The sequence below is a fragment of the Paenibacillus xylanilyticus genome (assembly GCF_009664365.1).
GTDB lineage: Bacteria > Bacillota > Bacilli > Paenibacillales > Paenibacillaceae > Paenibacillus > Paenibacillus xylanilyticus_A.
Genome location: NZ_CP044310.1, coordinates 913,055 through 937,646, shown reverse-complemented (window position 1 = coordinate 937,646; position 24,592 = coordinate 913,055). Strand labels below are relative to the sequence as shown.

Sequence of the window (24,592 nt, the reverse complement as noted above, 5' to 3'; positions counted from 1 at the left end):
CCTGTCCTCCTATTCCAGATACCACGTTGCATTCACAACAGAGACCTGCGCTTCCTCGTACACACCATAATAGTAGGTTTCGAAGAAACCTTCTTCGCCCACTTCCAGCCAGCTTGGATACACATCAACATAGGTCTGACCCAGATAGGTGCCATCCATTCCATAGATATCAACCATAATCGTAACGGACGAGATCGGTCTCGTTGCATTGTTTATGATTGAACCGCTAATGTACAGGTCTCCATAGTTATCCAGTGCCGCATCCACGTTAACGACGCTAACGGCAGCCGTCCGATTTTTCAAATCCTCTTCGGCAGCCTGCTGCTCAGCCAACTGAATCCGTTCCGCTTCCGCTTTCTCAAACGCCTTTTTCTCACTCAGCACTCGCTCCCGGTATGCGGTAAGTTTGTCATCCTCCGGTGCGTAGGACAGTCCTTGATCCACGGTCTGCAGGGCAGCCGTAAAATCCTTTTTCTTCACTTGCTGTTCAGCCTGCTTATAGCTAATCCCCGCCAGCTTGTCGATAATTTGTTTCTGCACGGCCTGGGCTTCATTGCCTTTCAGCTTCGACACCGTATCTAGCTTCTCCGCGAGAGCCTCTACGGTGGTCAAACCATCGATTTCCTTCTTCACCTTCAATACGGAAAGTGTGACCTTTCTGTTGTTCAATGCTGCTCGTACCTTGCCAAAAACGGGTTCCTCCCGCTCTTTCAGTTCTTTGGTTACCGCCTGAATGGTTTTATCCCCTGCGGACAGCTTGCCCGTCTTCAAACTCACTGCTGCTTCATCTAACTGATTCATCAGATTGGACGCTTTCACCGTAATCTGACGATCCTGCATCAGCGCATCGTAGTTCGGGCGTTTGGCGATGGCCGTGTCCAGCAGCTGCAGAGCTTCTGCATATTTCCCATCCAGCGCAGCTTTTTCCGCTTGTTGATGCAGCGATTGTACCTCTGCATTTATACGGCTTTCCTGGTTGTAATAATACGTCAGCAGGGCTCCCATTAACGCTGCCAACAGCAATGGGATGATCCAGCTGAATGCTCGCCCCGGACCTTTATGGCTCTGCTGGGGTGCAGGCTGCTGTTGTCTCGATAACGAATGATCGGTGTTTCCCGTTCCGTTCTCCAGTCCCACTGCGGTTTCCGCCCAAATCTGTTCCTCTGTAGAGCTTGGATCTAATAATTTTGTTCTACACTTTCTGCATGTGCTATCCCCCGGACTGCTTTTGGTCCCACATACGTGACAATACACCCTGATCCCTCCATCAAAAAGAACGTATGTATGTTTGCTATTTTTACATGAATCGACACTTATCATATAGCAAAAAGGTAAAATACACCATATGTTATTCTGATGTAAATGGTGCCTTGCTGGTGGACATAAAAAAGGGATACCGCCCGCACGGTATCCCTTTGCAATTCACCCCTGTTGTCCTGCACGTACCCGAATGTTGCCCAGTTCATTCGCATTGATGGCAAATGCATTTCCGCCCTGTCCAACAGAAGCTTTGGCCGACTGACGAGCCTGGAATTTCAAACGGCTTTTGTCCACCTCTACCCGGTTAACCTGTTTCGCATGCTTCTGTCTCTTTCGTGTGCTCATCGTACCATCCCCCTATGATGATATATCCCGTTATGTTACGCTGCTCCGGATCTGCTCATTACTACTACCCGAGCGACCCGTTTATCTTTTGCTTGATGAACGCCGGCCCTTCTGCTTCTTGATCTGTATATTTACAGCGTTACTTGCGAGCACATTGCCTGTCTCGGCATACCCTTTGGCGGTTTGGTGGATCTGAATGACAATATACTGCCTTTTCCCCACACGGTAACGATAACTTTTTACGTTTGAACGAGTCATGGCCATCTCCCTGTCAATCGTTTTTCAAACCTGCGTTATCCTATTCATGTCCATATCGATCTGGATGTGTGAATGTGTAGTTTTATAGAAATAGACAAAAAACCTCCCTACTATATCGTAGGAAGGCGTGATCTATCCAGGTATGTTCTACTCTACTCTTGTGTTGGAAATGCGCTAAGATCCATATAGGTAACTTCCCAGAGGTGATCATCCGGATCCTGAAAGCTCCATCCGTACATGAATCCATGATCCTGGGGATCATTATAGGGCTTGCCGCCAGCATCCAGAGCAGCTTGCACAATGGTATCCACCTCTTCGCGGCTATCCACCGATAAGGCTACAATGACTTCTGCCGTACTCGCCGCATTCGAGATGTCTTTTGAAATAAAGGATTGGAACCGTTCCTCCACCAGCAGCATGGCATACATGTTGTCCCCAATGATCATGCAGGTAGCAGATTCATCTGTAAAATTCGCATCAAACTCAAATCCTACGTTGGTAAAAAAATCAACCGATTTCTTCAGATCCTTGACAGGTAAATTGACAAAAATCTGCTTGGCGCGAACAGCCACCATCGACCACCTCAATCCAACAGAGTAGATTCTACCACAAAATAACATTTCGGATAGTGCCTGTCAACGCCAAGGTTTTACAGAGTCGATTCCAGCTTTTCCAGGAAAGGCTTGAGCTTATCCACCACATAGTGGCTGCCGCCCCGGCCATTCACGCCTTCAATGACCGCCGAGATCAGGAAGCTGGGGGATTGCGTGTCAAACACAACAACGAATCCGTTCTCCAGGCCATTCTCGCCCTTTTTCGCCTTCAGCTCTGCTGTTCCGGTCTTGGCCGCCAGCTCCCCTGGAAGCGAGTTCAGTGCGTGAGCCGTTCCTCCCGAACGAGACACCACCTGAACCAAAGCATCCTTGACCGTGTTCGCAGCCTCAGGAGTAATAATTACCTCGGGTTTAGAGGTTTCCTTCCCTTCGATCAGAACAGGCTTCACCATTTTTCCTTCATTAATAAAAGGAGTGAAGGACGACGCCAGATGGATCGGCGACATCAGCATTTCGCCCTGTCCATAGGACGTGTCGGCAAGCAATACCTCGGAGGCCAGATCCAGATTCGCTTCATTCGCGTATTGGCTCGGCTTCAGATATAGTTCATCCAGGCCGAAGTTATCTCCAAAACCAAACTTCTGGATTCCTTCTATAAACCGTTTGCTGCCCATCTCCAGCGCCTCTTGAGCAAAGTAAATATTATCCGAATAGACCAGTGCATCAACCATATTTACTGGGGTTAAACTCTTCACCCGCTTGACATAATATCCGCCCCAGCTCTCATCCTTGCGCCATTGCAGACCGGAGATCTCATGGGTTTTATCCGCCGTTGTGACCTTTTCCATTAATCCCGCTGCTGCCGTAATCGCTTTGAAGGTTGAACCTGGTGCATACCGATTGGTGAATCGATTAATAAAAGGAAGCCGTTCATCTGCTGAATACGCGTCCCACTCCGCCTGAGTGAGTCCTGTAACCATTTTGTTCGGATTGTAGGCGGGTGCACTGGCCAGGGCGAGCAGGTGCCCATCAGCCGGATTCATAAGCACGGCTGCTCCTGCATCTCCGTCACTTGATAACGCCTTATACAGTTCCGACTGTGTCTCCGCGCTGATGGTCAACTGCACTTTTTGTCCGTTTACCGCGTCCTTGCGAATAAGCTCCGAGAGGACTTTGCCGGTTTCGTCCGTGATTTCGATTACGCCCCCGCGCTCGCCGCGGAGCTGCTTCTCCATTGACTGCTCCAGTCCGGCTCTTCCGATCCAATCCTCGGCGCGGTAATATCCTTCCGTATCCTTCTCCAGATCTTCCTGAGTCACCTTACGCACATAACCAATCAGATGCGCTGCCGATGCACCAAGCGGATAATAGCGGATTTCCTTGGACTGCAGCTTCACCCCACTTAATTGTTCAGGAATATTGTAGTCCTCAGTTGAACCGATCGGGACAAAATACTCCGGCTTCACCCACTTTTGGGACAGGGCGTTGTTAATCACATCTTCTGTCACCTTATAATGCTTCGCAATTCGGGCAATCATGGCATCCGGGTTGTCACCCAGCTTCTCCGGCACGATGCCCCACTCGTTCACCGTTCCCTTGGTAGCCAGAGGCAAACCGTCCCGGTCCACGATATCACCGCGTTCCGGCAGGAGTGTCCTCACCCTGACTTTGCTTCCTTGAATCATGTCGCTCAGGATCATGGAAGGCTGCCAGTTAATCCGCCACACTTTCGTGCCGTCCTCGGTTTCCTGCCGGACAAGCTTGAGTGTCTGTGTTTCGTTTACTTCCCCAAGGAAGGTTGTTAGCTGTAAGTGGTAATCCACTTCATAGGCATCCGGATTCTGCTCCAATTTACCCGTGTTCGGTTCCCCTTTGTCCTGATTCTCTGATGTACTGCCACTTTCCGCCGTGTCCGTTACCTTGGGCTTCACTTCCGCCTTCACGGCTGAGACCTCCATTCCCGAATAGATGGCACTGTACTTCTCTACAAACTGTTCCCGGTTCATCCCGGACTCATCCAGCGACGCTGGCGTCATTAATGAATATAGCTGATTAAATTCCTGCTTCTGCAGATGCTGTATGTATTGGTCTACGGTTGCCTCCGGTTTCGCTTCCTCTGCCTTGCTGCTTTGCATGTATAAATACGCTCCAATTCCGCCAGCAAACAGAAGGGGGAGTAAGCCATATATGATTTTTCGTTTTGATTTTTTCATAGTCAGATCACCTCTACTATATACTATAGATTTCCAGAGCCCCTGAAACAATGGAACAAATCTGACGAATTTATCATTAAAAATAGCCGAATGCTCACATAATATGTTTAAATAAGGAGAGTGAAACTACAGGCAAAGGAGCCCGATGATGGAAATCAGCTATTTTTTACTCCCCAAAGACGAAGTGGCTTATATCAAGTCCTCCGCTTCCATGAAGGAAGCACTCGAACAGCTTGAAGCACAGCATTATACCGCCATTCCCGTGATTGATCAGGACGGAAAATATGTTGCGACCCTGTCCGAAGGCGATTTGTTATGGAAAATGCGGAGCACCCCTGGACTGACGTTTGATAACATGGATCAGGTTCAGGTGAATGAGATCAGCAACCGGGTATATAATGAATGCGTCTTCATCAAAGCTGAAATGGAGGATATGCTGACGCTGGCAGCGGACCAGAATTTCGTGCCTGTCGTGGACGTGGACCGCGTCTTTCTTGGCATTATCCGGCGCAAGGATATTATTGAGTATTACACCCGCAATATTTCTGATTAATGTAATGTGATGCCACCTGCAGTTTTCCCTGCAGACAGATGTAAAAAAGGCGAGCGCCCCTGCTCGCTTTTTTTTGTTGCTCCAAACCTTCCTATTTCTTCCTCATCATCTCTTCTGTCACTTCGTTCTCAAGCTATTTTAGGATCAGAATACAACAAACATATTGCGCATTATTCGACAAATAACTACAATAATTATCACCATACGACATATTCAAGGAGATAAATCGCGCTTTTTTAACATTACACAGCGAAGGTCCTAGTGTTTTTTTCAGAATTTGTTCAGAATGCTTTAGTACAATAAGCTCGTCCTTTTCAGTGCAGCTCCATTTCAGAATCATCAGAGAGAGGTATTCCATTGAATTATTTAAGTACACGCAACAAGATTCTGGTCACGGCAACGGTGATCATGTCTTGTATTTACGTCATTTGGCGTACGTTCTTCACCATTCCTTTCGGCCATGGCCCTCTCGCCGTGACCGCTGGTCTTGCCCTCCTTATTGTCGAACTCATCGGCATGTTCGAACTGGCCGTCCACTTTTACAATATGACCCGGCTTGAATATCCTGAGCTTCCCGTAGTAGACGAGGCGTTATATCCGGATGTGGATGTCTTTATTGCGACCTACAATGAACCCACTTCCCTGCTCTTCAAAACGATTAACGGCTGTCTCAATATGGATTATCCGGACCGTTCCAAAGTACATATCCATCTGTGTGACGATTCCAATCGTCCCGAGATGCGGAAGCTTGCCGCCCATCTGGGCATTAACTACCTGACCCGGACTGAGCACAAACACGCCAAGGCTGGTAATCTCAACAACGCCATGAAACATACTTCTTCCCCCCTGATCGTCACCTTTGATGCCGACATGATTCCGAAGCATGATTTTCTGACGTCCTGTGTGCCGTATTTTCTGACAGGAGAAAAGATCGGTTTCGTGCAGACACCGCAAAGCTTCTACAATCCCGATCAATTCCAGTACAATCTGTACTCCGAGAACCGGATTCCGAATGAGCAGGATTATTTCTACCGTGACGTGCAGGTTGGACGCAACAAATCCAATTCCGTAATCTACGGCGGAACCAATACGGTGCTCTCCAGACAGGCATTGGAAGACGTTGGTGGATTCTACACTGGTTCCATTACGGAGGATTTTGCAACAGGCATCGAGATGCAGAGCAAAGGGTATCGCTGCTTCGCAACCAACAAGGTACTGGCATCCGGGCTTGCCCCTGGCGACTTGAAGAGCTTAATCAAGCAGCGTCAGCGCTGGGCACGCGGTTGTATCCAGACAGGTAAGAAGATGAATCTGCTGTTCAAGAAAGGTTTGAGTTTTGCCCAAAAATTAAATTATATTTCTTCCATAACCTATTGGTATTCCGGGCTGAAGAGATTGCTGTATATCATGTCGCCGATCCTGTTTGCCGTCTTCGGCATTCTTGTTGTGAAATGCACCATACTTGAAATTTTAATATTTTGGCTGCCGATGTACCTCCTGACCAATACCTGTCTGCGCATGCTATCGGGCAATATCCGAACAACCAAATGGACCAATGTCTATGAAACCATCCTGTTCCCGTCCCTGCTGCCTGCTGTCATTCTGGAGACGCTTGGCATTACGATGAACAAATTCGTCGTTACCCGCAAGGACGGTGCGCAAAATGATGATCGTAACTATCAGATCAAACAAATGATTCCCCATCTGATTCTGGCTGTCCTATCCATCATCGGTATCGTGAACTGCATTCACTGGACGTTTAGTCAGGGCACCATCGGTTTTCTGGTCGTGCTGTACTGGCTGCTGATCAACTTCTATAACATTATGATGTCCATCTTCTTCCTGGCCGGACGTAAAGTGTTCCGAAACCATGAGCGCTCACTCGCTTCTGTGGACTGCACGATTACGACCGAAGGCGAGACGATCTCCTGTATGACTCATGATCTCTCGGAAGGCGGAATATCCGTGATGCTCGATATGCCCAAATATATTCCGAGTGATATGGAGGTTGGCATCAAGCTGGTTAACGATCGATATGCAAGTGAATTTACAGGCAAGGTCGCTCACGTTGCATCCATCGGCGATCGTTGGAAATATGCTTTTATCGTCAAGGAAATTAAAGAAGAGCAGCAGCGGCAGCTGCTGCACATTATCTATGACCGCGAGCCCACGCTTCCTCAGAAGCTGGACAAGGATATCAGTACGTTCGAGGACATTCGCCTGAACTTTGTGCGCCGGGGGCAGAGTGAGTTTATATCCAACCGGAAGCTGGCACGTATTGCAGTCAACCGTACAGTGGACACGCCAATGCATGGAGCCGTTACCCTGCTTGATTTCAACTATGAATATGTTCTGCTGGAGACATCACATCAAGAATTGAGCTATGAGATCAATCTGCCCATTAGCGACGACCTGACCCTGGAGTGTGTATGGGTACAATCCCTGCGGAACAAACGAGGTAACCTGTACCGGGTGACCAACATCCAGGACATCGCCCGTAATCATCAGATGCAAACTCTCGAGACTTTGTTTACGCAGTGGAACAAGGAGCAACGGCAGACAGGTCGGCCAAATGTCATATCCAAAGACAAAAACGTCTCGAAGGATGAACTCAACGAGATGGCTTATTTATAGAGCGGAGGCAAGGTACACATGATCAAGAAGTGGAAACAGCTTATACTTGCCGCCAGTTTCGCTGCATTATCGAGCCTGCTTCCAGTCCAGGCTGTTCAAGCAGAACAGCTTAAGCTGAGCGGAAGTATGATTCGTGAATGGAATAACGGAACCCAAGTAGATACCCATATGGATAAGAACGGCAGTATACAGATTCAAACCTCTACCGAGGGACTCAAAAAAGGCTATTATTCCGCTTACATCTATGAACTGCGGAATAGAGACTGGTCAAGCTACGGTGCGCTGACCTTCTCCATTCGCAATGAATCGGAAATGACATTACCATTTAATGTCGTTATCACCCGAGCTAATCAGAGCTCCCTTACCGTAGCGGATAACCGAAATGTCATCGTCGTTCCGAAGGCAACCAGGGAAGCCACGTTGGTTCACCCTACCGCAGGTCTGATTGAACTGGAGCCAGGCTTTGTCGGACAGATCCGCATCCCTTTCTCCAGTCTGATGGTTCAGGACAAGGCTAAGACGGCAGGTCAGGTCAAACTGGGCAAAATCACCGGCTGGGGCATTACGACGACCACCACCGAGAATGTCCAGCTAAACGTACGGGTCGGAAACATCAAGCCGGTATCCCGGAAGCAAGCCGCTGCAGAGAATGACCTAACCACGCTGCAGATCACGGGAGAAGAACGAATGATGAAGCCTGAGGCTGGTGAATCGATTGCACAATATGAAGTTCACTCTTCTTCCAGCAAAGGAATTCCAAAGGCATCCTTTCAACTGGACAGTCCTGTGCAAGGGGCATCCATTACACCGGATGGCTTGCTCACACTCCAGACTTCCGTTCAACTTGAAAGTCTCACCATACGTGCACTGGTGAACGGAAAATGGAACCTGACCTACACCGTTATGATGGACCGTTCGACAGCCATGAATGTACAGGAGAAGGATGGGACGAAGCGCGCCATTCCGTCTCCTGATCAGGTAACGAAGGTGGTAAACCCCATCGATCCGCTGATGAAACCGTGGATGGAGTGGCTCATCCGCATCATCCTGTCGGCAGCAGGCATCCTCACGCTTGCTGCCTACGGAATCTGGCGGCGTAAAGGCAGAAACACAGCTCGTGCCCAAAAAAGGCGTTCCCGCCGCGAGCAGCGCCGGGCGAGACGTCCATTCAGCATGTAGCTGAACGAAGGCAGACTATGCCATATCCCTGGTTGCGGCATAGTCTGTCTCTACTTTAGTGTGAATACATGCTGTATTCTTATATGATCCTCAAGGAGGAAAGGCAGTGCTCTTTTCCAGTGTCGTTTTTTTATTTTATTTTCTACCGCTTGTACTGGGGCTCTATTACGTACTGAGATTTTCGGTCACGCTCAAAAATATGCTGCTGCTTGTCGCAAGTTTATTCTTCTATGCTTGGGGTGAACCCTGGTTCGTCCTGATCATGCTCGCCTCCATCTGTTTCAACTATGTCTTCGCTCTGCTCGTGGACAAGTTCAGGGAAAGGCGCAATGCAGCCTACACCATCATTACGATGATGCTGATCGTCAACCTCGGCATGCTGTTTGTGTTCAAATATCTGGCTTTTGCGCTGCGCATTGTGAATGAAAATACGAGCTTCGGACTCAGCATTCCGAACATTGCACTGCCGCTGGGTATCTCCTTCTTCACCTTCCACGGCATCTCTTACGTCATTGATGTCTATCGTGGACACGGTGCTGTACAGAAAAATCTCTTTTACGTCGCATTGTACATCTCCTTCTTCCCTCAGCTCGTTGCCGGACCGATTCTGCGGTACAACACGATTGCGGATCAGATGGTGAACCGGAAAGAGAGCTGGGACAAGTTCGCGGTAGGCTGCTGCAGGTTCATTGTGGGCCTGGGCAAAAAGGTGCTGTTATCGAACAGTATGGCTATTGTCGCCGATCACATCTTCAGCATGGCGGGCACATCTGAAGTGTCCTCCAGTTTGGCGTGGCTTGGGGCGATTGCCTATACGCTGCAGATTTATTTCGACTTCTCCGGGTATTCCGACATGGCCATTGGTCTGGCATTGATGTTCGGCTTCAAGTTCGAGGAGAACTTCCGATATCCGTACATCTCCAGATCCATCACCGAATTCTGGCGCCGCTGGCATATCTCGCTCGGTACCTGGTTCAAGGAATATGTATACTTCCCGCTGGGTGGTTCCCGCGTTACCAATAAGGATAAAATGATTCGCAACCTGCTAATCGTCTGGGGACTTACCGGCGTATGGCATGGAGCGGAGTGGACTTTCGTCGTGTGGGGGTTAATTAACTTCACGTTCATCGCGCTGGAGAAAATCTTCAGCTTTGACAAAGGAACACGCTTCATCCCGCTGCGGCATCTCTACGCCATGTTTATCGTTGTGATTGGCTGGGTGATCTTCCGGTCGCCGGATCTGCTGCAGGCAGGTCACTATCTGGGGAATATGTTTGGACTGTACGGCAATGGATTCTGGAGCGATACAACAGGGATGTTCCTCAAGGAATATGCATTCTTCTTCATTCTGGGTATTCTCTTCTGCATGCCGATCGCCACCCGGATGAACAAACTCATGGTCGATGGCGCCCGCTTCCGCAAACCGCTGGAGCTGGTCTATCCGCTGACGATCATTGTATTATTCCTAGTCTGCGTATCGTATCTGGTCAAGGGTACATATAATCCATTTATCTATTTTAATTTCTGAGAGAAGGCACACAAGCATGCATAACTTTCTTGCCAAAAAGAGAATCACCGCTTTCCTCTTCATTCTCGTGCTGGTGACGCTCTCTGTTCTGAATATCCTTCAGTCCTTCGGCCCAATCAAACAAACACTGGCCTCCGGAGACTACGATATCTCTGAAACCAAAGGACTGATCCACCAGCTGGATGCGGACATCAATGATCATGTCTTCGAGAAGTTTGGTTTCGTGGAAGCCTACGGATACTTACAATCCCTGATGTGGAAAAACGAGGAGAACAATTTCGAGGTTGTCAGAGACATGGAGGGCAAGCTGCACTATACCTATTTTGCCACCGGGCCAACGTACACGAAGGATCTGTCCGACCGGGTTGCTGCGCTTGGAGCGCATTTGGATCCACAAACGAAGCTGACCTATGTCATGACACCGGACAAATACGTGCGTGGCTATACCACATTCCCGGAAGGCATTCCGTACAACTATAACAATGAGACTGCAGACGGCTTCCTAGCCAATCTGAAACAGGACGGCATTGATACCCTTGATCTGCGGGAGGGTTTGCTGGAAAGCGGCATTCCGCCGGAGGATCTGTTCTTTACAACGGACCATCACTGGAAAATCAGGACAGCGTTCTGGGCCTTCGGCCAGCTCGTGAATCATATGGACGGCATGTACACGAAGTCGCTGGACCCGGATCATTATTTCACAGACATTCATAACTACAATGTGATTCCATATGAAGATATCTTTATCGGATCACAGGGCCGCAAGGCTGGTAAATACTTCGCGGGAGCAGATGACTTCGACCTGATCTATCCGAAATTCAAGACGAACTATTCCTTCTACTTCAAGACAGGTGAGACCGAAGCTGCACTTAACGGACGCTTCGAGGATGCGCTGCTCACCACCTACCCGCTCAATGTGGAGGGAGCTACATATGATCTGACTGCGGACAAGTATTTCACGTACCTATACGGGAATCAGGGGATGGTTCATGTAGTGAACAAAGACAACCCGAATGGTCTGAAGGTCATGTTCATCAAGGACTCCCTCGCCGTGCCAATGATCACTTTCCTGTCCACGGTTGTGTCCGAAATCTACGTCATCGATCCGAGGTATTACACCGAGGACATTATGGATTTTGCCAGCAAGACGGAGCTGGATCATGTCTTTGTATCGATCTCGCCACAGGACCTGGTGGAAGAATTCTTCCCTTACGGGGCGAACAATTAAGTCAGTGAAGGATCATACGATGCCACTACAGTTGTAGAACAATCTTCCGATCACTGTTATCCCCAGATTTCCTTGAACATTTTATTGAAGGAAGAAATCCGGTGATAAAGGTGAAGCGTATGCTTCCGAAGTAGCTTTCTTTCAGAAAGCTTTTAGCTTCGCTTCTTCAGATTCGTTCTACCCCCTCCGTTCCAGTATGATCAAATAAAAAAGGGTAACCCAAGGCCAAACATGATTTGGCAGACAGGGTACCCTTTTCTTTTTGTGATTCGGTAGAATCAGTTTCGTTCACGCTTCATCTTCTCTTCCTTGTAATAGTGCAGCACGTCAGGCGGGCAGCCTTGAAATGCACGTTCCTTGCCATACTCATAGGCCTGATGCAGATAAGAATATGCTTCGTCATGCTGTTCCAGTCTCATGCAGACGGTCCCCAGCTCAATGAGCGGACCCGTATTCATATCCGATCCTCTTGTTTGCAGCGATAATTCCGCCCAGGGCTTCGCCAGCGCATACTGTCCCAATTCCATATGTGCATTCGCATGACAGGATGCAATCCAGCTCGCTATTTCCCAATCGGTCTTCGGCTCAGGCAGCATCCCCCAGGCCTGATCATAATAGATCAGTGCCTGTTCATGCTGCTGCGTGTCGTCCAGCACATTGCCTGCTTCAACGGTTTCCATAATCTGTTTCTCCAGTTCGGGATGTTCCGCTATCAATTCCTTCATAGCGCCTTCTCCTCCAGTTCGAAGTACCACTCTAGAAATGTATTAAAATCAGGCCACTCGGGGCGGCTCTCTCCGCTCAAGAAAAGTTCAATCGACTCACCAAGCTCTACCAGCACCACTTCACCGGTTTGCCGGTTATAGAAAAATCCTCCTTCCCCTTCAAAGCTATCCAGCGGTATGTAAGCTTCAGGCAATCCGAGGGTGAGCTGGGCCACCGTCATGTCTTCCAAATACACGGTATTCTCCATGACCCAGCAGATCTGATAGATCTCCTGATGCCTGCTATAGAACGTCGGGCCATCATCTGCATGCAGATAAAACTGGGAAAAATCTGACTGAAGATCAATATTCAGCTTCTGCAGTGCTTCCTCATACTCCTTCGGTACATCTTCATGCCACCAGCCCTTACCTTGGCAAAACTCAATAACTTTACTAGATAACATATTCATCCTCCTAATCAACTGACGGCGTAATTATGATCGATTCAGTGCAGAACGGTAGGGTGCATAAGTACTCATTACCCATTCATGAAATAATTGGTGAGCGCTGCTGGCATCCGGGGCATGGAAAAGATAGGTTCCTTCCACCTCCCGGCGGCTCAGTTTGGAATCAACTAAGTCTCTGTCGTCTTCTTCATTCAACATAATCTGGTACGTCCCATCCTCCTCGCGGAAGCCGAGGGCATGCACATTGGTTTCTTGTTTATAATAGCCGAGCTGCAGTATTGCTGGTTGTTCGTTAGCCACCATACCAGCGAAGGCCGGGTTCGGAAAATCCTCATCGAAACAGGATTCATCCGGGACAATTCCCTGATAAAAGCCGTTAACCACTTTGCCGAGAAGGCTCACGATGTGATGAGCATAAACGTAAGGGAAATGTTCAATTTCGTAGACATCGGAGTCCGAGTGATGCCACTGCAGGTACTCCATGATTTTGGAATAGGTGAAGCTGACGGCCCCCGCTGCTTCCCGATTCAGCGGCTGGTCCGCAGTGAGACGGGTCAGTTCCATAATACTATTCACATACCTCCAGAATAACGACTGATCAAAACGTGCTTCCTCATGAAGCATGTATATAAAGTTGCATGAGCTCCTGGAGCGAATGTTCCATATGGTTTATACCTCCGAAACGTTTATAACCAATGTATCAAAATTGAAGAACGTTTGGAAATAAGGCTATTGGTGGGTCATTCCTTAATCTCGTGAAACTTTCTCTATTGCCTTTCGTCTAATTACTGATGAACAACAAAGGAGATGACTATGCGAATAACCTGCAGCCCGGCATATGCTGGAAAAATGATTGGTTCTATCAATCTTCAGCCATCGAAGTTTATGAAAGGAATCTCAAGCACCAGTCAAATTACCGATTATGTTGATCCTGAACGCATTGCAATTCCCTACATAGAAGACACTAACTTTGGATCGCATTTGGATGCTATGAAAATTATGAAGGGAACCTATAAGGAAGAGTTTCATGTGAGCTATGATGTGGAATTTACAATTGATGTGGATAAAAAAGGGTACATCACACAATTTGAACATACGTTTCCCTTGGAACGCTATATTGATCTTGTGGCAACACAATCCTATAAAGTCATCAAAACCAAATGGCGCGGGCAAGACTATCACGTGATGACTTACAGCTACATGGAGGAAGTATGTAACCCGAATAACGTCATTTTCAAATGTAATCCCGCGGAAGACGTGTTCGTCGTTGCTGAGCTGGCTCCCTACCGTATGGATGGTGTGGTCGTACAGCCCAACCATGCTTATCTTCACCTTCGTGCATTAATTTCAGCGAGAGAGGATCTCTATCCGATCGATTACATGTGTGAGCCTGATTTTGATCTGAGTCTGGATTAGATCTGACCATATATAGAACTCAAAAAGCACAGCCCTCTCTCTCATAGGAATGGGTGTGCTTTTTTAATTGTCTCTTGTGTTGTACCTTTGTTAAGAATGGGCTCCACATAACTCTCTATACGATTCCGTTGATATCGGTTCTCTCTATCTCCTCTATTCTGTCTAACCAAATTCGTATACTATGTCGATGATATACAAGAGTGTATTTTACTTCCTATTTGATATCAGAAGGAGTTTTAGAGTATGGTTCACCGCAAAAAATTAATACACACATTATTGACCGCACCTTTAACATGTTTGTTGTTTCTCATGTGGAATGCCCAGGCGGCCCATGCAGAACAGATCGACAGCTTGCTCCCGGAACGAAGTGAACAGGAGATCATTCAGAAGTGGAACGAGTGGATGAAGAATGATCCTAATTCTACACTGTTCACGGAGGCCCCCTCGGTAAAAGCACCCTACTCTGCCGGTGCTGTGAGTGATGCGTATCTCGCACAAGGCCTGAATGCGGCCAACTTCTATCGCTTTATTGCGGGCATGCAGGGCGATCTGGTTCTCGATCCGGCCTTGAATCGCCAGGCCCAGCACGGTGCGGTCGTGGTTTCCACTGGAGGATACCTGACACACTATCCCAAACAACCGGCAGATATGCCAACCGATTTTTATAAAATGGGTTATACCTCTGCCAGCAGTTCCAATCTGTATATGACCAGCAGTGCCGAAGGCAATATCATTACCAAAAGTATTCAGGCCTATATGAACGATTCCGATGTCTCCAATATCGATCAACTGGGTCACCGGCGCTGGATTTTGAGTCCACAACTGCAGCGGGTCGGCTTCGGTATCGCCGCCAATCGCCAGGAAGAAAGTACATATGAGAACTACTATAGTGCCATGCAGGTATTTGATCAGAGCAGAACCAGTGGGACCTCTTTCAATTACAGTCTGTTTCCAAATCAGGGTGCATTTCCAATTGAGGCTTTTGGCAGCACACAAGCCTGGTCGGTCCAGTTGAATCGCGACGTGTTCGCCAAACCCTCGCAGTCTGAAGTTCAGGTTGAAATGACCCGATTATCCGACCAACGAACATGGACCTTTAATGAACAGAACCAAAATACCGGCTTCCCTTCCGGGTATTACAACGTCGATCCCACGAATAAGACCTGGTTTAACCAGGCTTACTTCAATGTAGAAACAAGCGGGTATGGCTATGGTTACGCCATCATTTTCCGGCCGGATGACGTACAGCTGTTAAAGGACGGCGATACCTTCAACATTCGGATTACCGGATTGAAAAAGCAAGATGGAACCACAGCTGAGATTTCATATCAGACGCGTTTTTTCCATATTGAAGCTGGACAGGAAGCACAGCTCGTCCAAATTACATCGGCGCAAAAGGATCTACATATCCGTACCGGAGAATGGATGGATCTCCCCTCCATCACCGCCATGTATGATAATGGGATATCCTTCGTTCCACAGTCGAACGTTACATATTCGACCAATTCAGGCCATGTGACCATAAAGGACGGGAAGATCCATGGTGTACAGACGGGGAAAGACGAGATTCGTATCCGGTTTGAAGGCAAGGAAATCGTCATTCCGATCACTGTGACCGGTATCCCCGAACTTAAGGATATCAGCTCACACTGGGCGAAGGATGCAATTCTATGGGCCGTTCAGCAGGATATGGTCAGCGGATATGATGATGGTACGTTCAAACCCAATCATCAAGTCACTGAAGCTGAATTCCTGTCCATGCTATTCAAGCTGTATTCAGACTCCAATATCATCAAGCAAATCGACGCAGCGAGAGGACAAGCTATCAAGGGAAGGGTCTGGAGTGATCGTTACTATGCCTACGCCGCTTCCCTTAACCTGGGTCTGGATGCAAGCCTGAACAATCCGAAGCTGCGAAACCATGTCCTGACCCGGTCTGAAGTTGCACAGATCGTAGCTGGTATTGGCGGAAAGAACTATGCGAGCGACGATGAGGCCATCCAATTTTTACTCAACATGGGCTACTCGTCCGGCAAAACAGCTCCTACCGTGGAAGGATACGAAGGCGATACATCATTGACTCGTGCGGAGGCTGTTGTTTTCCTGCAGAATCTGAAAGATAAAGGCCTGGAGTTATGGCATAGACCTCAGAAAATCACGGAAGCATCCGAGAATGAAAAGAACGGAGGTTTACCTGATCGAACCATTCAGGCGGATTACTCCACGAATCAAACACTGATACTCCGGGGGACATTTAAGGCCTATGCCAATCAAACCATCCCCATTCAGATTCATGGACCTTCGCCATCCGTCAATTATATACAGACCGCTCAGGTCACGACAGATCGTAACGGCAATTTCACTCTGACTGTAAGTCAACTTGAAGCCAAGGCATTGAATCTGTACGTCGATGTGCGAGAGGACTATTCGTATTGGATCAGTGTCGAGTCCGGGCGTACTGCCGTTAGCAATTATAGTGAATAAGAACAAAAGCAAAACCAGACGGGGTCCATTTGCGAATCCCGGCTGGTTTTTTTAATAATATAATTAATCGTTATTCAGACTGGATAACTGCCATTCGTTCCACTGTCTCCGTGTTTTCCTTATACCATACCATGACGACATCTCCTTCTTTCAGATCAGATACCTGAATTGCCCCGTTGGCATCTGAATTGTTGTTACCTCTACCTCCCATCTCCATACCTTGAGTGATGCTAACATCCGTGTTCAGGTTTAATTTCATTTCAACACCAGTTTCATTCATCCCCCTGCTTCCGCTGCCAGGAGCACCGTCCTGCTGACCCTGGTTAGTGGAGTTCTGTGAAGAGAAACCTTGAAACTCAAGTAACGCTACAGTAACGGTATCTCCGTCTATGGAGACAATCCGGCCTGTAAGATCAGCATTCATGGCACCGCGCATATCATCCGGTCCACCTGTTCGGTCATTCATGCCTCCGCCTCGCTGCATTCCTCCGTTCATGCCTGGGCCACCATTCATCATTCCCCCATTCATGCCTTGTGCAGTACCGGTATTCGTAATGTTTTGGGCTGTTATGACATCACAGGCAGCAAGCAGAACAGCACAGCCTGCCAGTAGGATTAGAACAGATGTGAAATAATAAATTTTTCGCATAAGATCACCTTTTTCCCAGGGATGGCTGTCCCCAGCCGAGTTTTCTTTGGAACATCAATTCATACGTATCCTTGAACCCCATATAGGACAACACAATAAGCAACGGATATACCGGATAGATATAGCGCGATTTGATCTCCCACAGAATGTAGAATCCGATAAATCCGAGAACCACCAGAATCAGGGAAACCTCATCATATCGCTTAAGACGAATGCCTCGGACCAACCGAGCGAAAATAAAACAGTACATCAGGAAATTCATCACATATACAACCCAAAGCACACCCGTTCGATAGATTGAATCCCCCTGGAACAGGTCCGTTACCCCAGTGGTGTAACTATAGGAGCCCGCAATTCCGCCTGCTCTTCCTCTTCCCATGCCTGAGGCACTTTCATTGCCGATTCCGTATCGATCCATCTGGTACGTGCCTTCAGTCCAGGTCCATATGATCTTTTTGTAATACATCTGAATCAATTCACTGGCACTCGCTTCCGACAGCTTCGATTCAATCTCCTGCTTAAATAGTGCTGTGCTTTCGGCCTTATTGTAATTGGCCTGTCTCTGATAAATTTGGTAGCTCTCCATATTGTCCCAGAATCCGAATCGTTCGAGGTTAATCCCCATGTTCAGCCACATATAGACGGGGGCCGAATTCTCGCCGACCGGTTCACTTACCGTACCTGTGGACTGCAGCACAGCATTCTGGGTCCAGCCTGGGACATTAAACAGAACAGCCAGTACGGCGATGGAGCCCATCACCTTCTTGAACCCGATACTCTGCATGTTCAGCAGGATATACAGGATTGCGGCAATCAGCACAATGGCGCCGATACTGCGGAAGTAGTTTCCGATGGCAAGAAGAATCGCAGCACAGAGCATAGCCTTCCATGATTTTTCACGTACAAACCGAAGTAGAAAGTATAAACAGGATGTCAGAAATGCCGTCGCAATAACATCGTTATAAATTAAGTTGTTTAAAAATAAGGAAGGCAGGTACGTCGCTGCAAAAATCAAAACGCCGTAATCCCGCTCCGTAGATTTGGGGTTCAGCTGCTTATAAATGAGATAAATCATTAAGGTGGTCAACGTTGAGAACAGAATATTAAACAGCTTGATCACCAGATAGTTATCCGGGAACAGGGACAGTAATGTTTTCAAATAGAGCACGATGGAAAAGTTAAACGGGAACATGTGAAGATATCCACCCGTTTCAAACGAGGAATAATCCTGATCGTAAAGCATGCTCACCGCCAGAGAAACGACCGTCTGGGAGTCATCTGTCGGCACTCTTGGAAACACAAAGATAATCGCGATCTGAATCGCCATGGAACATAACAAAACCACCGGGATGACGACCTTTGGACTGTACTTGTTCAATCTCAGGCAGAGACGGTATAACCCGATACCCGCTAACAGAAGCAGAGTAATGACCGGAAGGAAAATGCTCCATTGCTGGGTTCCCAGGATCGGATTGTCTCCATAAAGGCCATAATTATACTGCGCCCGAACGAATAGAGACGACACAATAAACAAACCAACAAAGAAAATAAGAATGAGATAAAGCGTCTTATGGATCACATTAGACATGCCAAAACTCCTTTTCGAGTACAGGATTCGAAAAACAGTATAATGGCTCTAACTGAAAAATCGCTGAATTCGAACAGGCACCTATCGCTGATCCTACGAACATGATTTTAAACACAAAAAAGACCGCCCTCTTCGCCCAAGATAGCGGTCTATCTAGTCCTCTAATACAAGCTACTTCTTTCGTTTCTTCTCCGCGGCCTTCTCTACATTTTCCTTCACCCGAAATTCCACAATCCGGCGGATCAGCTCTTCCGGCAAGGGTTGATTCAGGGGAAACTGCACCGAGCCTTTAGCGCCTTTGTAGGCGGAGAGTTCATCCCGGAATGCCTCGATTCCGCTGGGTGCAGGATAGAATCCGATATGATTCTTATATGCCGCAAAATGGACCAGATTCCCGTGCAGTGCATACGTTGGCATCTGGTAGCTGATCTTCTCCTCGGCATTCGGAGCCGCTTCACGAATAATCTGTCTTAATGCCTGCAGTCTGACCTGTACATCCGGAGCAAACCTCGAAATATATTCATCGACCAGTGCAGAATAATGGTTACCCTCAGCCATTCTGACTCCTTCCACCACGATTCGTGGACTCGTGATATGGATTTATTTTTCACAACGTCATGGCCCGGCCATTGCGCATCAGATAATCTTCCTTCGTCTTGTAGTCCGGCATGATACTGCCAACGCGGCGCCAGAAGGAACGATCGTGATTCATATGATGAATATGGCACAGCTCATGGATAATGACATAATCAATGACTTCCGGTGGTGCCATGGCCAAACGATAGTTAAATGTGAGTTTTTTGTCCCAGCTGCAGCTGCCCCACTTGGTCGGGGAATCCACAATGTCTATGGACTTTGGTTTGACCTTCAGCTGCTGTTGGTATGGACCAATGCGTTCACCAATGACTCTCTTACACTCGGCAAAATAAAACTTCTTCAGATTCGCCCGCAGCTCATCCTCGGACAACCCTTCAACCTTAATTAACTCATGCAGTGCATATTCCTTGCCCAGAAACAAAAACTTCCCGCTGCCTTCTTCCTCGTAGTCTTTGGCCTGCGGTCCTTCCAGGGCCTGCTGCATTAGGGCTGACTTCTTCAATATGATTTCACCATGCTGCTCTACAAGCTTCTGAATGATGTCATCGCTCGTGCCATTAGGTGCCTTAATCGTTACCATGTAGGGCAGGTCCATCGTGATGGAAACCTTCTTGCCTTTGCCATATACCACATGGCATTGAATGATGTGTTCGTTTAGTTTAATCGTTAGCATGCTGTGCTCCGCTTCTTTTTTTGTTATCCATTTATTACGATTGTATATCATCCTAAGGTAATCTGCACAAACAACACATTTATATTTATTAAATAAAAATGTATTATTATTCATTATTATGTATTATTATTTAAAACATACTGAATTCAGTCTCATATAAATGGAGGATACCGTATGAAGCAAATCACTGAGAATGGCCACAAAATCATTGAGGAATTATCCCTCAATCACTGGCAGACCTTGTCTACCTTGTTCTTTGATGGATGGATTTTACGTTTTGCCAACGGATACACGAAGCGCGCCAACTCCATACAACCTATCTATGATTCTACCCACGATGTATTTGCCAAGATCGACGAGTGCGAGCGAATCTACGCTTCCAACCAGCTGAGTACGATTTTCAAAATCACACCGTTTAGCCAGCCGGATCACTTGGATCAGCTTCTGCAGGACAGAGGCTATTCCATTGTGGATCACACCAACATGCAGGTGCGCAGTCTGGAAGCACTGAAGGAACCGGAGTACCCTTTTGTACAAATCGATGAGCAGTTGACCCAGGAGTGGCTGGATCACTTTTGCCGGTTGAATCAGGTACAGGAAGGGAAGCGGGAAACAATGACACAGATGCTGTCCAACATCCGTACAAGCACGGGTTTCATTTCCCTCTCGGTCGATGGACAAGTCGTGGCCTGTGGGCTGGGCGTTGTCGAGCGTGGTTATATCGGCTTGTATGATATCATTACGGATGCCGCATACCGGAATCGCGGGTTCGCTGAACAGATGATATTACATCTCTTGCATTGGGGGAAAAAGCAAGGCGCCACATCGAGCTATCTGCAGGTTGTAGCCGGTAACGCTCCCGCTATAAAGCTCTACGCCAAGCTTGGCTATTCAAAAATCTACTCGTATTGGTATAGAGTTAAGGCATTCCAAGAATCTTGATCGTAAATTCTAACGTTGATTTTTGAGCTAAGACAACCGCCTTGGTGAGTAAGGCGGTTGTCTTGGGAGGCGATCTTTGGTTATATTGTAATTTTAGACAAAGTGTAGAGCTTTCGTATGTAAAGACGGTGATTTTATACATTTGCCATTCTCGTATATAGCTTTGATTACTGATATTTCAACGATACTAGAATGTAATCTTTCGATTCTTTTATTGCAGTAAACCATCGCTTCTTTTAGATTCTCATCGTTTAATCTGTTTGCTATGGTACAGTGAGGTATCCAATTATTGGGGAGATATTGAGACTCAGCATTCATTCGGTATTTTTCAAAAAAATGATGATGATTAGCATGAAACGTTAATAAATCTTGGGAAGGAACAGGGGCAAGGAATACAATTCCTGTGTTCAAAAAAGTCCCTACTGAGTTCAGAGTGATCGAAAGTTGTTTTTCAGATTCATAAAAGCAGTCAAAATCACTTATGAATTTGTCGATATCTACGTCAGAGTCATAACCTGCTATGGTAATATGAGGCCGTCTATCCTGTACTTCTTCTGCATACCTGGAAACTGCATTATCACTCATCTCTTTCCAAACCTGCTTAATATAGAGCTCTGTATCCTGGTCAAAATGAGCAACTACTCCATACAACTCCCTAACCCCCTCCATAACTATAAAGCCTTGCAATGGAGAGTATTCAACGGTACCATTGAGCAATCCTGCCCGCATATCATCTCCGAATGGAATTGCCAGCTTCGCTATAGAACTTCGATTCACAATTATCGAATATCCACATACGGTCTAACCTAGCCTATAAAATATTTGAATAAAAAAATGCCTTTCTTAAAGAACAAGAAAGGCATTTTCATATTTTCTATTCCTTATGATATAGGAAGCTTAACCAGTACCTCATAGGACTTGCCAGCCTGTATATCCTTAATCATGTCTCCGTCGACCAATTGACCGTTAACATACACTTCGGTCTTTCGAACAGCCGCATCCCGTTTCATCTCCACCTGCAGCTCGGCACCACGGAACAACCTGGTCACCGAAGCCTTATCCCAATCCGCAGGTAGTTGCGGACGAACGAGCAACCCTTCGGCGTGACCCTGCAATCCGAACAGTCCATCGATCAGGCAGCGATACACCCAAGGTACCGTACCCGTGTTGAACAGATGGCTGGAGCGCCCGGCTGTACGTGGATATTGTCTGTAGGCCCCGCGATAATAATTGGGGATGAATACAGGCAACTGCCCCCGCTGGAGGACATCTTCGGTATCGGGACCGGGAATCATTTTGCGAAGGAGTCGATAGGCGTTCTCCTTTTCCTCAACCAAATACAGGGCATAGATGTAGAACGCAGCCGCATGGTTGTAGACCGCCCCATTCTCGGCGCTGCCCGGATGTTTTTGCGTAACCCGGCCGACATCTTCCCGCATGGATGTGAAGGACGGTGCCAGTTTCTCCACACCATATGGGGTCTCCAATTGCTCCTCCACTGCCCGGATCAGCGTCTTCCGCTTCTCCTCATCGGCTGCGCCGCTCATCAGCGCCCAACCCTGAGGATTAATATAGATGCGTCCTTCCTGATCCTTGCTGATGCCAAAAACGACATTATCATCCGTTATTCCGCGTGCATACCATTCGCCATCCCACAGATACTCATTCGCTACAGCATTGGTCCGGTCTGCTTCCTCACGGAATTGCTTCGCTGTCTCGGTATGCCCGGCCTGCTCGGAAATATCCGCCCAGACCTTGAACGCATATGCTGTTGCAATGGTCAGCCAGCCGGATACCCCTTTGCCCTTATAACCCACCATATTCATCGGATCACACCAGTCGCCCTGATTAATGAAGTTGAGGCCGCGGTGGTCACGATCCTGAATCAGCCAGCGCATGGCCAGATTCATATGCTCCAGCACAGAGACTTTCTCTTCACTGTCGGCAAATGCAACCTGCTCCTCCAAAATGCTGTAATCATTCGTCTCATCCAGATACGTACGCATGCAGACCGGAAGCCAGATACAGTGGTCCGTATGAGGAACCTGGTTGATGTATTTGAGCTCGGCATCCGGGTGCAAAATGATTCCATCTGGCATCGCGCCGCTTGCATGCTGCTGAGCCAGGGCTGTCAGGAAGGCATTACGTGCGATCCCAGGCTGAATGTAACTCATGCCCATGTTATCCTGCAGATAGTTCCGGGTCTGCGGATCTGTCGTCAGACGGTTCGTTTTGCCGTGGTAGTACATTTGGCGTGGCAGCCAGTGGTTTACAAAATTATTCAATCCGTCATCCGGGGTCTGGATCTGGATATTTCCCTGTCCTTCTGCAACGTAAGCCGCATATTCCTGTTCAGCCAAGGCAAAACCATCCAATCCTTCATGATCCCGCTTGATAAAATACTGCTGCCGGATGCGTTCGATCTCTGCCTCATCATGTGCCGGCCCAAAGATAAACCGGTATTCCCGCTCAGCCCCAGCTTCGAGCTCCAACCTGTACTGAAGAACAGCAACAGGTGTCTCATACCTTGCATCCCCGCCTTCTAACGTGTCCAGCTGCAATGCCGATGGGGCATGAAGGCCACCCTCGCCCTCGAAATGCTCCTGATTCACTTCCCATGAAGCAGGCTTGCGATCCGCAAGCAGGTAGGTCTTGTCGCTGTAATTTTTGATTTTGGCATAGTCCTGATATTTCTGATACGGCGTAATGGACGAGCAGACGATTCCCTGCAACTCATCCACATATTCACCGGATTGATTCATCCATGACATATAACCAACCGTGAAATACGGATACATGCTCAGCTTGCGTTTATGGGAGGAAAGGTTCTTCACCTTCACTTGCCAGAGCTCCATGGCATCCGCTTTGGGCAGACGCAAGCTCATCTCAATAGAAATGTCATCGCTTACAACATTCCAGCGAATATCGTGTTTACCCACGGCGAATGTATAGCTGTCCGCCTGTTTGCGCACCGGCTCATATGGAGCCGAGAAAATGTTTCGGCTTGCTTCATCCTTGATGTAGACAAATCTCCCCGGATGATGTGCATAATACGGCTGCTCCGGCTGCATAAAAGTTTTTGCTTCCAGATTGGGCGCATGCGAGTACTTGGCAGGCTCCGGCTGCATGAATTGCGCCACAGCATATCCGCGGCAATTCATATGGATCATCATCTTTTCGTTCCATAGGAATCCGGATGCCTTGGGCATACTTGTCGGGCTGGTCAGCTCATAATATTCATTGTCGTTCGTTGCTCTGATCATCACTGAACCTCTCTTTCGGGTTATAAAATTGGAATGACAGAAAACGTTTTAGTAACT

Annotated in this window: 22 protein-coding genes; 8 read left to right on the top strand and 14 right to left on the bottom strand. The window is 47.7% G+C overall.

Features of this window, described 5'->3' with window-relative positions:
* Nucleotides 1-9: 9 nt before the first annotated feature.
* The 5 genes from F4V51_RS04250 to F4V51_RS04235 form a co-directional block, all read right to left on the bottom strand.
* Nucleotides 10-1,137 carry an FxLYD domain-containing protein gene (locus F4V51_RS04250; protein WP_153976988.1) on the bottom strand — a complete coding sequence of 376 codons (1,128 nt, stop codon included), beginning with the start codon at nucleotides 1,135-1,137 and terminating at the stop codon, nucleotides 10-12.
* Nucleotides 1,138-1,422: 285 nt separating this feature from the next.
* Nucleotides 1,423-1,605 (bottom strand): hypothetical protein, encoded by a 183-nt coding sequence (locus F4V51_RS04245; RefSeq protein ID WP_095361005.1) that lies wholly within the window; start codon nucleotides 1,603-1,605, stop codon nucleotides 1,423-1,425.
* Between the two features lie 81 nt (nucleotides 1,606-1,686).
* Entirely contained in the window at nucleotides 1,687-1,863 is a 177-nt protein-coding gene (locus tag F4V51_RS28795; RefSeq protein WP_164764254.1) for a hypothetical protein, read from the bottom strand.
* A gap of 152 nt (nucleotides 1,864-2,015) precedes the next feature.
* Nucleotides 2,016-2,435, bottom strand: coding sequence for a VOC family protein (locus F4V51_RS04240; protein WP_153980553.1), 420 nt, complete (start codon nucleotides 2,433-2,435; stop codon nucleotides 2,016-2,018).
* Nucleotides 2,436-2,512: 77 nt separating this feature from the next.
* A complete protein-coding gene (locus tag F4V51_RS04235) occupies nucleotides 2,513-4,630 on the bottom strand; it encodes a penicillin-binding protein PBP4(5) (RefSeq protein ID WP_153976987.1) in 2,118 nt (705 codons plus the stop codon).
* A gap of 148 nt (nucleotides 4,631-4,778) precedes the next feature.
* Between F4V51_RS04235 and F4V51_RS04230 the strand changes: the two genes are divergently transcribed.
* The 5 genes from F4V51_RS04230 to F4V51_RS04210 all read left to right on the top strand — a co-directional run bounded on the left by F4V51_RS04230 (nucleotide 4,779) and on the right by F4V51_RS04210 (nucleotide 11,752).
* Complete coding sequence (locus tag F4V51_RS04230) at nucleotides 4,779-5,183, top strand: CBS domain-containing protein (protein ID WP_153980552.1); 405 nt, start codon at nucleotides 4,779-4,781, stop codon at nucleotides 5,181-5,183.
* Between the two features lie 357 nt (nucleotides 5,184-5,540).
* Nucleotides 5,541-7,817, top strand: a complete 2,277-nt coding sequence (locus F4V51_RS04225; RefSeq protein ID WP_153976986.1) for a glycosyltransferase — start codon at nucleotides 5,541-5,543, stop codon at nucleotides 7,815-7,817.
* Nucleotides 7,818-7,835: 18 nt separating this feature from the next.
* Nucleotides 7,836-8,996, top strand: a complete 1,161-nt coding sequence (locus tag F4V51_RS04220; protein WP_153976985.1) for a hypothetical protein — start codon at nucleotides 7,836-7,838, stop codon at nucleotides 8,994-8,996.
* Nucleotides 8,997-9,102: 106 nt separating this feature from the next.
* A complete protein-coding gene (locus F4V51_RS04215; RefSeq protein WP_153976984.1) occupies nucleotides 9,103-10,524 on the top strand; it encodes an MBOAT family O-acyltransferase in 1,422 nt (473 codons plus the stop codon).
* A 16-nt stretch (nucleotides 10,525-10,540) separates the two neighbouring features.
* Nucleotides 10,541-11,752 carry an alginate O-acetyltransferase AlgX-related protein gene (locus F4V51_RS04210; RefSeq protein WP_153976983.1) on the top strand — a complete coding sequence of 404 codons (1,212 nt, stop codon included), beginning with the start codon at nucleotides 10,541-10,543 and terminating at the stop codon, nucleotides 11,750-11,752.
* 278 nt (nucleotides 11,753-12,030) lie between these two features.
* Here the strand turns inward: F4V51_RS04210 and F4V51_RS04205 are convergent, their stop codons facing one another.
* From F4V51_RS04205 to F4V51_RS04195, 3 genes are read right to left on the bottom strand one after another with little or no spacing between them, the layout of a single operon-like run.
* Nucleotides 12,031-12,477 carry a hypothetical protein gene (locus tag F4V51_RS04205; RefSeq protein ID WP_153976982.1) on the bottom strand — a complete coding sequence of 149 codons (447 nt, stop codon included), beginning with the start codon at nucleotides 12,475-12,477 and terminating at the stop codon, nucleotides 12,031-12,033.
* A complete protein-coding gene (locus F4V51_RS04200; RefSeq protein ID WP_153976981.1) occupies nucleotides 12,474-12,920 on the bottom strand; it encodes an SMI1/KNR4 family protein in 447 nt (148 codons plus the stop codon). The genes F4V51_RS04205 and F4V51_RS04200 overlap by 4 nt, the downstream gene beginning before the upstream one ends.
* A 30-nt stretch (nucleotides 12,921-12,950) precedes the next feature.
* Complete coding sequence (locus F4V51_RS04195) at nucleotides 12,951-13,499, bottom strand: hypothetical protein (RefSeq protein ID WP_236146690.1); 549 nt, start codon at nucleotides 13,497-13,499, stop codon at nucleotides 12,951-12,953.
* Between the two features lie 237 nt (nucleotides 13,500-13,736).
* Between F4V51_RS04195 and F4V51_RS04190 the strand changes: the two genes are divergently transcribed.
* A complete protein-coding gene (locus tag F4V51_RS04190; protein WP_153976979.1) occupies nucleotides 13,737-14,339 on the top strand; it encodes a hypothetical protein in 603 nt (200 codons plus the stop codon).
* A 243-nt stretch (nucleotides 14,340-14,582) separates the two neighbouring features.
* Complete coding sequence (locus tag F4V51_RS04185) at nucleotides 14,583-16,823, top strand: S-layer homology domain-containing protein (protein ID WP_153976978.1); 2,241 nt, start codon at nucleotides 14,583-14,585, stop codon at nucleotides 16,821-16,823.
* Nucleotides 16,824-16,893: 70 nt separating this feature from the next.
* On the opposite strand, the gene F4V51_RS04180 is transcribed toward F4V51_RS04185, so the two are convergent.
* The 4 genes from F4V51_RS04180 to F4V51_RS04165 all read right to left on the bottom strand — a co-directional run bounded on the left by F4V51_RS04180 (nucleotide 16,894) and on the right by F4V51_RS04165 (nucleotide 20,330).
* On the bottom strand, nucleotides 16,894-17,472 hold the full coding sequence (locus F4V51_RS04180) for a hypothetical protein (RefSeq protein ID WP_153976977.1): 579 nt from the start codon (nucleotides 17,470-17,472) through the stop codon (nucleotides 16,894-16,896).
* A gap of 4 nt (nucleotides 17,473-17,476) precedes the next feature.
* Nucleotides 17,477-19,060, bottom strand: coding sequence for a glycosyltransferase family 39 protein (locus tag F4V51_RS04175; RefSeq protein ID WP_153976976.1), 1,584 nt, complete (start codon nucleotides 19,058-19,060; stop codon nucleotides 17,477-17,479).
* 171 nt (nucleotides 19,061-19,231) lie between these two features.
* A complete protein-coding gene (locus F4V51_RS04170) occupies nucleotides 19,232-19,618 on the bottom strand; it encodes an iron chaperone (protein ID WP_153976975.1) in 387 nt (128 codons plus the stop codon).
* Between the two features lie 49 nt (nucleotides 19,619-19,667).
* Nucleotides 19,668-20,330, bottom strand: coding sequence for a M48 family metallopeptidase (locus F4V51_RS04165; protein ID WP_201281182.1), 663 nt, complete (start codon nucleotides 20,328-20,330; stop codon nucleotides 19,668-19,670).
* Between the two features lie 174 nt (nucleotides 20,331-20,504).
* On the opposite strand from F4V51_RS04165, the gene F4V51_RS04160 reads away from it, so the two are divergent.
* On the top strand, nucleotides 20,505-21,272 hold the full coding sequence (locus F4V51_RS04160; protein ID WP_153976973.1) for a GNAT family N-acetyltransferase: 768 nt from the start codon (nucleotides 20,505-20,507) through the stop codon (nucleotides 21,270-21,272).
* Between the two features lie 93 nt (nucleotides 21,273-21,365).
* Here F4V51_RS04160 and F4V51_RS04155 read toward each other — a convergent pair whose 3' ends face one another.
* Together F4V51_RS04155 and F4V51_RS04150 are read right to left on the bottom strand one after the other, a co-directional pair.
* On the bottom strand, nucleotides 21,366-22,049 hold the full coding sequence (locus F4V51_RS04155; RefSeq protein ID WP_153976972.1) for a 2'-5' RNA ligase family protein: 684 nt from the start codon (nucleotides 22,047-22,049) through the stop codon (nucleotides 21,366-21,368).
* 104 nt (nucleotides 22,050-22,153) lie between these two features.
* Nucleotides 22,154-24,535, bottom strand: a complete 2,382-nt coding sequence (locus F4V51_RS04150) for a GH36-type glycosyl hydrolase domain-containing protein (RefSeq protein WP_153976971.1) — start codon at nucleotides 24,533-24,535, stop codon at nucleotides 22,154-22,156.
* Nucleotides 24,536-24,592 lie beyond the last annotated feature (57 nt).